12 protein-coding genes and 1 riboswitch are annotated in these 10,793 nt (G+C 69.1%); of the genes, 4 read left to right on the forward strand and 8 right to left on the reverse strand.

The genetic code is table 11. The annotated features are described in order from the left end of the window. The 3 genes from AWC24_RS00570 to moaA form a co-directional block, all read right to left on the reverse strand. Positions 1 to 488: transglycosylase family protein (locus AWC24_RS00570; protein ID WP_165757692.1), on the reverse strand; the 488-nt coding region annotated here is incomplete at its 3' end. 9 nt (positions 489 to 497) lie between these two features. After that, a riboswitch (cyclic di-AMP (ydaO/yuaA leader) is annotated at positions 498 to 683 on the reverse strand. A gap of 264 nt (positions 684 to 947) precedes the next feature. Next, a complete protein-coding gene (locus AWC24_RS00575; protein ID WP_085081577.1) occupies positions 948 to 1,226 on the reverse strand; it encodes a MoaD/ThiS family protein in 279 nt (92 codons plus the stop codon). A 3-nt stretch (positions 1,227 to 1,229) separates the two neighbouring features. Then, positions 1,230 to 2,366 carry a GTP 3',8-cyclase MoaA gene (gene moaA / locus AWC24_RS00580; protein ID WP_109560265.1) on the reverse strand — a complete coding sequence of 379 codons (1,137 nt, stop codon included), beginning with the start codon at positions 2,364 to 2,366 and terminating at the stop codon, positions 1,230 to 1,232. A gap of 217 nt (positions 2,367 to 2,583) precedes the next feature. Here moaA and AWC24_RS00585 point away from each other — a divergent pair, with 217 nt between their 5' ends. The 3 genes from AWC24_RS00585 to AWC24_RS00595 all read left to right on the forward strand — a co-directional run bounded on the left by AWC24_RS00585 (position 2,584) and on the right by AWC24_RS00595 (position 6,080). After that, the gene (locus AWC24_RS00585; protein WP_013827740.1) at positions 2,584 to 2,994 is read left to right on the forward strand and encodes a cold-shock protein; all 411 of its coding nucleotides are present in this window, start codon (positions 2,584 to 2,586) and stop codon (positions 2,992 to 2,994) included. A 94-nt stretch (positions 2,995 to 3,088) separates the two neighbouring features. Continuing rightward, positions 3,089 to 5,035 (forward strand): acyl-CoA dehydrogenase family protein, encoded by a 1,947-nt coding sequence (locus AWC24_RS00590; RefSeq protein WP_085081578.1) that lies wholly within the window; start codon positions 3,089 to 3,091, stop codon positions 5,033 to 5,035. Between the two features lie 43 nt (positions 5,036 to 5,078). Then, positions 5,079 to 6,080 carry a glutathione S-transferase family protein gene (locus AWC24_RS00595; protein WP_085081586.1) on the forward strand — a complete coding sequence of 334 codons (1,002 nt, stop codon included), beginning with the start codon at positions 5,079 to 5,081 and terminating at the stop codon, positions 6,078 to 6,080. Positions 6,081 to 6,103: 23 nt separating this feature from the next. On the opposite strand, the gene AWC24_RS00600 is transcribed toward AWC24_RS00595, so the two are convergent. Both AWC24_RS00600 and AWC24_RS00605 read right to left on the reverse strand, forming a co-directional pair. Beyond that, the gene (locus tag AWC24_RS00600; RefSeq protein ID WP_085081579.1) at positions 6,104 to 6,613 is read right to left on the reverse strand and encodes a DUF2771 domain-containing protein; all 510 of its coding nucleotides are present in this window, start codon (positions 6,611 to 6,613) and stop codon (positions 6,104 to 6,106) included. Continuing rightward, on the reverse strand, positions 6,610 to 8,202 hold the full coding sequence (locus AWC24_RS00605) for an MFS transporter (RefSeq protein WP_163705396.1): 1,593 nt from the start codon (positions 8,200 to 8,202) through the stop codon (positions 6,610 to 6,612). Before AWC24_RS00605 ends, AWC24_RS00600 begins: the two co-directional genes overlap by 4 nt. A gap of 222 nt (positions 8,203 to 8,424) precedes the next feature. Between AWC24_RS00605 and AWC24_RS00610 the strand changes: the two genes are divergently transcribed. After that, positions 8,425 to 9,468: a DUF3027 domain-containing protein gene (locus tag AWC24_RS00610; protein ID WP_407663433.1), complete on the forward strand. Its 1,044-nt coding sequence runs from the start codon at positions 8,425 to 8,427 to the stop codon at positions 9,466 to 9,468. Here the strand turns inward: AWC24_RS00610 and AWC24_RS00615 are convergent. The 3 genes from AWC24_RS00615 to AWC24_RS00625 all read right to left on the reverse strand — a co-directional run. Then, positions 9,465 to 9,983: a hypothetical protein gene (locus tag AWC24_RS00615; RefSeq protein ID WP_085081582.1), complete on the reverse strand. Its 519-nt coding sequence runs from the start codon at positions 9,981 to 9,983 to the stop codon at positions 9,465 to 9,467. The two genes, AWC24_RS00610 and AWC24_RS00615, sit on opposite strands and share 4 nt — an antisense overlap. Before the next feature lie 60 nt (positions 9,984 to 10,043). Then, positions 10,044 to 10,499, reverse strand: a complete 456-nt coding sequence (locus AWC24_RS00620; RefSeq protein WP_085081583.1) for an SRPBCC family protein — start codon at positions 10,497 to 10,499, stop codon at positions 10,044 to 10,046. Between the two features lie 29 nt (positions 10,500 to 10,528). Further along, on the reverse strand, positions 10,529 to 10,793 hold a 265-nt coding region (locus AWC24_RS00625; RefSeq protein WP_420094214.1), incomplete at its 5' end, for a DUF2530 domain-containing protein.

Consider the following 10,793-nt stretch of genomic DNA (forward strand, 5'->3'; position numbering starts at 1 on the left):
CTCCATGCCCATCGCCACGGGGCCGGCTCGGGGGCGGGCGGCGGAGCCATCGGGTTGTCCATGGCCACGGTCTCGCCGTTGGCGTCCGGGTTGTCGGCAGGGGCTTCCGGGACGTCGCGCGGTGACGGGCCGGACAGGCCGCGGCCGCAGACCGGCCAGGCGCCGCGTCCCTGTCTCGCCAGCACGTTCTCGGCGATGGCGATCTGCTGTTCGCGGCTGGCCTGGTGTGCCACCGGGGCGTACTTGCCGCCGCCGTTGCTGCTCCAGGTGCTCGGTGCGAACTGCAGGCCGCCGTGGTAACCGTTGCCGGTGTTGATGGCCCAGTTGTTGCCGGACTCGCATCGGGCGACGCGGTCCCATTCGTCATCGGTGGCTGCGGCCGCGTGCCCGGCGAGGGCCAGGCTGCCGCCACCGATCACGGCGCCGGTGAAGGCGATCTTGGCGATGTTGACGTTCGACTGGGTGGGCTTGCGATGCCGTCCACTCATACGGTGGTGAATTCCTCTCTGTCTACGCCTGCGAGGTCAGCGTCGGGTTCGGGCTATCGAGACCGCCCGGCCGCGACGTACCGCGGTACGTCGTCATGTGGCTTCACCCCAAGGGCCGGGTGGCCCCAGGTTCGCTCGTGGCGGACCCTGTGGGTCCCCCGCCTCCATCCATCAGGTATTCGGGGTTTTCCCCGCCCGCTGGATGGAGCTCGGCGCTACGAGAGGGGAAAGGCGGATCGACCGGAAGATTTTCGATACACCCGGAGATGTACCGTAACGGGTCTTACCGGCATCGTCACGTTTAACGCCACCGGGTGTTTTCTCTGCCGGTTCTTCTCAAAACACCAGGAAGCCGCAGCGTTCGCGCAGGTCAGAGCGGCCTCTATCAAGCCGTTGTCGCGCTGTTATCAATTCGTTATGTGACGTAGATCATGTTTCGATCCGGCGAACGAGCAGCGCTCAACCGCCCGCGAACGGGGGCAGGACGTCGATCGTCTCTCCTGACCGCAGCGCCGCCGTGTGGTCGCGCACCGCGATCCCGTCGCGCAGGTAGGAGCAGCGGCCCAGCACCGTCGCCAGCCGCTCGTTGCGCCCGCCGAGGGCCTCGGCGAGCTCGGCCACGCCGGCCCCGGCGGGGACACTGACGGTCTCCGAGTCGGCCCCCGCGGCCGCGCGCGCCGCGGCGAAATAGCGGACCGTCACGGCGACGGCGGTGGTGTCGCTCACCTGTTGTGTCATGAGTCAGCCTCCTATTGCACTCATCGGCCGGTCCGGCTGGATGAAGTCCGGATCGTTGATGCCGTGGCCGGCCTTCTTCGACCACATCGCGGCACGCCACGCCTGCTCGATGGCGTCGTCGTCTGAGCCGTCCCGAAGCAGCGCCCGCAGATCGGACTCCTCGGCGGCGAACAGGCAGTTGCGGATCTGGCCGTCGGCGGTGAGCCGGGTCCGGTCGCAGTCGCCGCAGAACGGCCGCGACACCGAGGCGATGATGCCGAAGGTGCCGGCCGGATTGTCCGGGCCCTCGTCCACCAGCCACACCTCGGCCGGCGCCGAACCGCGGGGTTTCGGATCGGGGCGCAACGTGAACTGTGCCTGCACCAACTCCAGCAGCTGCTCGACACCGAGGCCGGCGTCGCGGCTCCAGTTGTGGTCGGCGTCCAGCGGCATCATCTCGATGACCCGCAGTTGGTAGCCGTGCTGCAGGCAGAAGCGCAGCAGGTTGACGATGTCCTCACCGGTGATCTTGGGGTCGAGTACCGCGTTGACCTTGATCGGCGCCATGCCGGCCTGCGCGGCGGCCTCGAGGCCGTCGAGAACGTCGGGCAGTCGGTCGCGCCGGGTGATCTCGGCGAAGTGGGCACGGTCGACGGTGTCGAGTGACACGTTGATCCGGTCCAGCCCGGCGGCCACCAGAGCGCCGGCCCGACGTGCCAGCCCCAGACCATTGGTGGTGAGCGCGATCTCGGGGCGCGGTTGCAGTCCGGCCGCGGCGGCGACCACACCTTCGAGGTGGCGGGCCAGCAGCGGCTCGCCACCGGTGAACCGGATGTCGGTGATCCCCAGCCGGGTGACGCCGATACGCATCAGCCGGATCAGCTCGTCGTCCTGCAGCAGGTGCTGGCTGGGAATCCAGTCCAGGCCTTCGGCCGGCATGCAGTAGGTGCAGCGCAGGTTGCACCGGTCGGTCAGGGATATCCGCAGATCGGTGTGCACCCGCCCGAACGTGTCAACCAACGGCCCAGAAGTAGGCATCTGCTCGGCGATGGCCCGCTCCACGGCGTCGTGGAACGCCTGCCGTGCGGCCTTCTTGTCCTCCGCACCGACAGCGCCCACCTGCGGTGGTGGGGTCTGCGGACCCCGTTGCCTCAATGTCATATGCGTATCCGATTCGGTCGGCCGGCCGGAGAGCGTCCCAATCGCGTTCAAAGTCCGACGCACGTCCTCTCCAGCGGCTCCCCCAGCTTACCGAGGAAACCGGGGTGCTCCGCGGGCCGCCATCCGAGTAGGATCACCGGGTGACGCGTCCTGCGAAGGCGGGACGCTTCATTTATGTCCCCCCAGTACGTGATCAGTAAGACAGCAGGTGAGACCAGTGCCTACCGGCAAGGTGAAGTGGTACGACGCCGCGAAGGGCTTCGGCTTCTTGTCCCAGGAGGAAGGTGAGGACGTCTACGTCCGCGCCTCGGCCCTGCCGGACGGCGTGGAGGGTCTCAAGGCGGGCCAACGGGTGGAGTTCGGCGTTGCCGCCGGCCGTCGCGGACCGCAGGCGCTGACCGTCACCCTGATCGATCCGCCGCCGAGCCTGACCCGCAACCGCCGGGAGGCCGCGCCGGCCGAGCACAAGCACAGCCCAGACGAGCTGCACGGCATGGTCGAGGACATGATCACCCTGCTGGAAGGCACGGTGCAGCCCGAACTGCGCAAGGGTAAATACCCCGACCGCAAGACCGCCCGGCAGATCTCCGAGGTCGTCAAGGCCGTGGCCCGCGAGCTCGACGCCTAAAGGCGCCCGCGCCCGGCAGGGTTACCGGGCGACCCGATCGGGGAACCCTGGATTGATAGTCGCTCGACGAGCGCTCTCAACCGGGAGGTTTCCGATGGCACACCAGGTACAGGTCACCGAGGAGCAAGCCAGGGCGGTCGCCGAGGAGTCCCGCGAAAGCGGTTGGGACAAACCGTCTTTCGCAAAGGGATTGTTCCTGGGCCGTTTCCCGCTCGAGCTGGTTCATCCGTTTCCCCGGCCGTCGGATGCCGATGCCGCGCGCACCGAGGAGTTTCTCGGCCGACTGCGGGAGTTCCTCGAAACCGTCGACGGCACGGTCATCGAGCGGGACGGGCAGATCCCCGACGAGTACGTCAAAGGGCTGGCCGAACTCGGCTGTTTCGGGCTGAAGATCTCCGCCGACCACGGCGGCCTGAGCATGTCGCAGGTCGCCTACAACCGGGCACTGGTGATGGTGTCGAGCGTGCATCCCAGCCTGGGGGCGCTGCTGAGCGCGCACCAGTCGATCGGGGTGCCCGAACCGCTCAAACTGGCCGGCAGCGAGGCACAGCAGCAGAAGTTCCTGCCGCGCTGCGCCGCCGGGGCGATCTCGGCGTTTCTGCTGACCGAACCCGATGTGGGTTCGGATCCGGCGCGGTTGGCCTCGACGGCCACTCCGGTCGACGAGGGCGCGGCCTACGAGCTGGACGGCGTGAAGTTGTGGACCACCAACGGAGTGGTCGCCGAACTGCTGGTGGTGATGGCTCGGGTGCCCAAGGGCGACGGCCACCGCGGAGGCGTCAGCGCCTTCGTGGTGGAGGCCGATTCACCGGGCATCACCGTCGAGCGCCGCAACAAATTCATGGGGCTTCGCGGTATCGAGAACGGCGTGACCCGGCTGCACCGGGTGCGGGTGCCCGCCGAGAACCTCATCGGGCGCGAGGGCGACGGCTTGAAGATCGCGCTGACCACGCTCAACGCCGGTCGGCTGGCCATCCCCGCGATGGCGACCGGGTCGGCGAAGTGGGCGCTGAAGATCGCTCGGGAGTGGTCGCGCGAGCGCGTCCAATGGGGCAAACCGGTTGGCGAGCATGAGGCGGTGGCCAAGAAGATCGCCTTCATGGCCGCCACCGGCTACGCGCTGGAGGCGGTGCTGGAGCTTTCCGCCCAGATGGCCGACGAAGACCGCAACGACATCCGCATCGAGGCGGCGCTGGCCAAATTGTGGTCCAGCGAGATGGCCTGCGTCATTGCCGACGACTTGCTGCAGATCCGCGGCGGCCGCGGCTACGAGACCGCCGAGTCGCTGGCCGCTCGCGGGGAGCGCGCGGTGCCGGTGGAACAACTGGTGCGGGACTTGCGGATCAACCGCATCTTCGAAGGCTCCAGCGAGGTCATGCGGCTGCTGATCGCGCGGGAGGCCGTCGATCCCCACCTGAGTGCCGCAGGTGAGCTCGCCAATCCCAAGGCAGGCCTGCGGCAGAAGGCCAAATCGGCCGCCGGGGCCAGTGGATTCTATTCAAAGTGGTTGCCGCAACTGGCCTTCGGTGCAGGGCAGCGCCCCACCGGGTTCCGCGAGTTCGGCCGGTTGGCCCCGCATCTGCGCTTCGTCGAGCGGCACTCACGAAAGCTGGCGCGCAACACCTTCTACGGGATGGCGCGCTGGCAGGCCGGCATGGAGAAGAAGCAGGGATTTCTGGGCCGCGTCGTCGACATCGGGGCGGAGCTGTTCGCCATGGCCGCGGTCTGCGTGCGTGCGGAGTCGCAGCGCGCGGCCGACCCGCAGCAAGGGCAGCAGGCATACCAGCTGGCCGACGCGTTCTGTCAGCAGTCGCGGCTGCGGATCGAGGCGCTGTTCGCCGCGTTGTGGACCAACACCGACCGCACCGACGTCCAGTTGACCCGCGCGGTGCTCGAAGACCGCTATACCTGGCTGGAAGACGGCATCCTCGACCCGTCCGAGGGCACCGGGCCGTGGATCGCGCACTGGGAGCCGGGCGCCTCCGACGAACCCGATCTGGCTCGGCGCTTCGCGGTCGGCTCCGCTGCGCCTCGGACCTGAGTTCAGCTGTGCCTGCCGGCCGACAAGTGCCACCATGAACGGCATGGCCGACTACGTCGCCGAGGGCGAATTCAACCGCGACACCGACTACATCACCACCCGGATCACCGCCGACGGCCGAGACGGGTACCCCGTCGAGCCGGGCCGCTACCGGCTGATCGTGGCGCGGGCATGTCCGTGGGCCAATCGCACCATCATCGTGCGGCGGCTGCTCGGACTGGAAAACGTCATCTCCATAGGGTTTTGCGGGCCGACTCACGATCAGCGCAGCTGGACTTTCGACCTCGACCCCGGCGGTGTCGACCCGGTCTTGAAGATCCCGCGGCTGGCCGATGCGTATTTCGCGCGGTTTCCGGACTACCCCAAGGGCATCACGGTGCCGGCGATGGTCGAGGTGCCCACCGGGGCGGTGGTCACCAACGACTTCGCTCGGATCACCCTGGATTTCTCCACCGAGTGGGCGGCCCACCACCGCGACGGCGCCCCGCAGCTGTATCCCGAACCGCTGCGCGCCGAGATCGACGAGGTGTCCAAACGGATCTACACCGAGATCAACAACGGCGTCTACCGGTGCGGCTTCGCCGGCAGCCAGGACGCCTACAGTGCCGCCTACGACCGGCTGTTCACCGCACTGGACTGGGTCGGCGACCGGCTGGCAGACCAGCGCTACCTGGTGGGCGACACCATCACCGAGGCCGATGTGCGACTGTTCACCACCCTGGTGCGTTTCGACGCGGTCTATCACGGACATTTCAAGTGCAACCGCCAGAAACTGTCCGAGCTGCCGGTGCTGTGGGCCTATGCCCGGGACCTGTTCCAAACGCCCGGGTTCGGTGACACCGTCGACTTCGTCCAGATCAAACAGCACTACTACATCGTGCACGCCGACATCAATCCGTCCCGGATCGTGCCCGACGGTCCGGAGCTGTCCAACTGGCTGCAGCCCCACGGCCGAGAAGCCCTGGGCGGCAGACCATTCGGGGACGGCACCGCGCCCGGCCCGGTAACGGGGTCCGAGCGGGTGACCGCCGGGCACGGCGCTTAGCCGAGCGCAGCGGGCCGCCGCCGTCAACCCTGCGGCTGGTCCCGCCACTGCAGCCCGATCGCCCATTCGGCGTGCGGGACCGCGAACTTCTCGTCGGTGTCGCGATCGACGACCAGGGTCAGCAGCTGCACCACCAGACCGCGTAGCGGTCCGCGATGCGGGTCGACGGTCGGGATGGTGACCGCCAGGGTGCTGCCCGGTTGATACATCTTTCCGGTGGCGTCGGCCGGATCGTCGTAGAGCCGCAGCAGCCGCCAGGGTGCCCGCCCGATGGCGGTGTCGACCGACAGTTGTACCGGATTGCGCTCGTTGACCGCCAGCTTGCCCTGTGCCTCGGTCAGCACGCACTCGTCGAGGTCGAGCACATCGCAGAACATGTAGGGCCCGGCGTGCGTGAGGCGCCCGTTGGAGTAGGCGCTGACCTGCGGCGGCGTCGGCTCCCCACCGCGGGTGAACCACCAGGTGGCGAACCCGGCCAGGGCCGCCGTCGCCACCACCAGCACCGTCAGCAGCACGGTCGTCGCGCGTTTCACCTGCTCATCACCCCTGTCTGATCGCGGCGGGCACCGTCCTGTTCGATCAGCACCGGGCGGTTGCCCCCCAGCCCGGGGATCAACGAATCGCCGTGGAAGGAAAGGATGGTCTGGGCCAGACCCGGGATCAGCAGTGCGGTGATCGCGGTGAATCCCACCCACAGGTCGGTGTATACCAGCACCCCCAGCGCACCGCCGAGCACCCAGCACAGCTGCAAGGTCGACTCGGTGCGGCCGAACGCCGAGGCCCGCGACTCCTCGGGCAGGTCGTCCTGTAGCGCGGCGTCCAGCGATGCCTTGGCCACCGCGCTGGCACCGGAGGTGACCAGGGCGGCGACGGCCGCCATCACCAGGGTTCCGGCCACCGCCGCGGCCAGCGCGACCGCGGTCACCGCAATGGTGCAGCGCACCACCAGAACCGCGGGGCGCCCCAGCTGCAGCCGGGCGCTGGCGAAGTTGCCGGCGAAGTTACCGACTCCCGCGGCGGCGCCGATCAGCCCGAGAATCCCCAGCTGCACCCACCCGTCGGCGTCGTGCTGTTTGGCCACGAAGGCCGGGTACAAGAACAGGAAACCGACCATGGCCTTGATGGTGCAGTTGCCCCACAGGGCGGCGATGATGTTGCGCCCCAGCGGTTGGCGCAACGGCTGGCTCAGTGCCCCACCGGCCCGCCGCACCTGTTCGGGCCAGCTGCGGGGCCGTTCGGCGAGACGGTAGCTCAGGGTGGTCGGGACCTCGCCGGTGGTCACCTCCACCCACCGCGGGATCCGCATGGACAGCGCCGCTCCGGCCACCGACACCGCGACGAGCACCAACAGCGCCCCGGGTAGCTGCAGCAGCCGGGTGAGGACGTACTCGGCGCCCGCGGCGATGCCGCCGCCGACGATCGTTCCGCCGAGCAGTCCGAACATCGTCAGCCGGGAATTGACGCGCACCAGGTCGATCGATGGTGGCATCACCCGGGGTGTCACCGCGCTGCGCAGCACCGTGAACGATTTCGACAGCACCATCATGGCCAGCGCACACGGGTAGAGCACCCAGGATCCGAAGGTGCCGGCGACACCGTCGTAGTTACCGATCAGCACCAGGGCCAGTGCGGTGCGCATGACGAAGGACATGGCGAGCGCCGCGCGCCTGCCGTGCTGGAGGCGGTCCAGCGCGGGACCGATCAGCGGGGCGACCACCGCGAACGGCGCGATCGTCACCAGCAGGTACAGCGCCACCTTGCCTTTGCTCTCCCCGGCGGCTGCGGCGAAGAACAAGGTGTTGGCCAGCGCCACGGCCATCGCCGCGTCCACCGCGAAGTTGGCCACCACCGGCCAGGTCAGCGCGGTCAACCCGGACTTGTCGGCGCCGTCGGCGGTGGCGGCGCGCTGCACCAGTCCGTACATCCGAGACCCCATTTCGCGGCTGCGGGCCGCGGCGGCCCGGGTCACCGTGACGCGGTCGGCGGTGCCGGGGTCGTCGGATGGGCGCTGCCGGCGCGGCGCCTCGGTGGTTTCGTGCAGCGGCGGCAGGTAGCGGTTGGCGCTGGGCATCGGCTTGCGTTGCCGCTGGCCACCGTCGCTGTCGCTGGGGTAATTGGCCATGCCGGGGTGCTCGCCGGCTGAGCCGCCGCGGCGCCCACGGCCGGTGGCCGAAATCGGACGGCGACGCCGGCCCGGGTCGGGGAGATCACGTCGCCGTGCAGACACACGTCGATTCTTCCCTATCATCAGCGCCAGGCCGCGCAGGCCGCGATCGTGCCTGCATGTGGCTGAGCTGGCCGCGCTGCGGCAGTATGAGGGGCGTAATTGAACGGAAGGACCCCCGTGACGTCTCCCGGCACAGAATCAGCCTCCGCGGCCATCGCGGTGCCCGCGGTGCTGGCCGCGGCCATCGATGAGGCCCGCGCGGCCGTCGTCGAGTTCAGCGGCGCGGACACCGTCGGTGAGCACTTGGGCGTCGACTACGAGGACGCGACCGCCGCCACCCACCGGTTCGGCGCCGTGCTGCCCGGCTATCAGGGCTGGCAGTGGGCCGTCGTGGTGGCCGCCGTGCCGGGGGCAGCGCACTCCACGGTCAGCGAGGTGGTGCTGGTCCCCGGACCCGGCGCGTTGTTGTCGCCGGAATGGGTGCCCTGGGATCAGCGGGTCCGGCCCGGCGACCTGGGTCCGGGAGATCTGCTGGCGCCGCCCGCCGACGATCCGCGACTGGTGCCGGGCTATACCTCCAGTGGCGATCCGCAACTCGACGAGGTGGCCGGCGAGCTCGGCCTGGGCCGGCGTTGGCTGATGAGCCCGCTGGGTCGCGCCGATGCGGCGCAGCGCTGGCACGACGGCGATTACGGTCCGGATTCGGCGATGGCGCGGTCCACCAAGCGGGTCTGCCGAGACTGCGGCTTCTATCTGCCACTGGCCGGTGTTCTCGGGACCGGGTTCGGTGTCTGCGGTAATGAGATGTCCGCGGACGGCCGGGTGGTCGACAGCGGGTACGGCTGCGGCGCCCATAGCGACACCCCGGCACCGGCGGGCACCGGCTCCCCGGCCCACGACCCCTACGACGACGGGGTGCTCGAGATCGTCGGCGATGCCGAGGCCACCACGGCCCCGCCCGCCGAGGCACCGGCCGACGCGGACGAAGCGCCGGCCGAAGCCGCCGAAGCACCGGCCGAATCGGCCGATGAGGTGGCCGAAACCGCTGAAGCGGTGGCCGAAACCGCTGAAGCGGCGACCGAACCGGCCGAGGCCGCTTCCGACGGCCCCGCCGAACCGATCGAGGCGGCCGCGGAGACCCCTGCGGTTGCACCCGAAGCGGCCGAAGCCCCCGAGACGGCCGAAGGCCCCGCCGAACCGGGGGAGCCGGACACCGTCTAGCCGAAGTTGAACAGGTACTCGCCCGGGATCACCACTGCCATCTCGTAAAGGGTGTTGACCACCAGCCCCGGCAGACCGAGCACGTAGTTGACGATGTCCTGCGGGATGGAGAACAACTCGCTGAAGGCCATCCCGAAGTCGAGGTTGATCAGGCTGGTGATCACGCCTTCGACGTCGTTGAACAGCGTGCCCGGCAGACTGAACAGGCTATTGAAAAACCCTTGGGCCGCGGCGAATTCGGCGTTGATCAGGCCCGCGATATCGAACGCCTCGGCCACTCCGGGGGTATCGAAGGCCACGGCCTCGGCCAGGCCGGGCGCATCGAAGGCCACCGCTGGAGCATCGAAGGTCAGGCCGTCGAAGATCGTGTCGGCCGTCAGCGCCACCTCCGCGGAGACCCGGTCGAGCGCGTGCGTGCTGATCTCCGGTGTCGCCACGAGGCCCGCGGCCAGCAGTACCGCGGTCGCTGCGGCGCCGCTCAGCATCCGAACACTGGATGTCGCGGTTTCCACCATGTCCGGGGCTCCCTCCAGTTTCGCCGGTGACGATGGACGTTACCCCACTTGCGGGACGCGTCAGCGGTTTTCGGCGGCCGCCTTGATCCGCTGCAAGGAGGCGTTCATGCCGTCGACCAACTCCTGCTCGAAGCTCTCGACCCCGCCCATGAACAGCCTTGTCACCGTCGTCGAGAACCCGGTGATCCCGTCGTCGGCGTGCCGGCTCTCGGTGACCCGGGTGCCATCGGCGGTCGGCTCGAGTTCGTAACTCCACACGCTGTGGTTCTCGGTGACCCGGAAGGCCAGCTTGCGGTCCGGGACGTACTCGGTGATGACGGAACTGGTGGGCCAGAACATCCGGCCCCGCCGGTTGACGTTGATGGTGCGAGTGCCCGGCCGCACCGCGCCCAGCGGTTTCATCCACCGGCACTGCGGGCTCCACTCCGGCATCCGCCGGAAGTCGGAGATCAAACTCCAGACCTCGTTGACCGGCGCCTTGATGTCGATCTCAGCCTTCAGCAGCGGAGCTGCCATCTCGTTCCTCCTTGAATCGGCCACAACTTCTATTCGTGTTCCAGTCCGGTTTGGGCGCCGCGCGAGCCACGCCGCGCCGCGGCGCGCTGCAACAGAAAGATCGTGGTGCCCAAGACACCGACCCCCAAGCCGGCCACGCTCACCGGCCGCCACGACTCCAGGGCCGGGATCGCGAAGGCCGCGATGGTCGCGCAGCCGAAACCGGCCGCCCCGGCGCCGATCACCGGCCAGGCCCGCAGCAGCGCGGTCGGCAACGGCGGCGGCTCGGGGGAGGGCTCAGTCGGGGGCTGAGGG

Source organism: Mycolicibacter senuensis (genome assembly GCF_002101885.1).
GTDB lineage: Bacteria > Actinomycetota > Actinomycetes > Mycobacteriales > Mycobacteriaceae > Mycobacterium > Mycobacterium senuense.

Bases quoted from the DNA above. Each gene is read 5' to 3' on its own strand.
- AWC24_RS00575 (WP_085081577.1), bottom strand. From the start codon at position 1,226: ATGACACAACAGGTGAGCGACACCACCGCCGTCGCCGTGACGGTCCGC.
- moaA (WP_109560265.1), bottom strand. From the start codon at position 2,366: ATGACATTGAGGCAACGGGGTCCGCAGACCCCACCACCGCAGGTGGGC.
- AWC24_RS00620 (WP_085081583.1), bottom strand. From the start codon at position 10,499: ATGGCAGCTCCGCTGCTGAAGGCTGAGATCGACATCAAGGCGCCGGTC.
- AWC24_RS00605 (WP_163705396.1), bottom strand. From the start codon at position 8,202: ATGGCCAATTACCCCAGCGACAGCGACGGTGGCCAGCGGCAACGCAAG.
- AWC24_RS00615 (WP_085081582.1), bottom strand. From the start codon at position 9,983: ATGGTGGAAACCGCGACATCCAGTGTTCGGATGCTGAGCGGCGCCGCA.
- AWC24_RS00590 (WP_085081578.1), top strand. From the start codon at position 3,089: ATGGCACACCAGGTACAGGTCACCGAGGAGCAAGCCAGGGCGGTCGCC.
- AWC24_RS00595 (WP_085081586.1), top strand. From the start codon at position 5,079: ATGGCCGACTACGTCGCCGAGGGCGAATTCAACCGCGACACCGACTAC.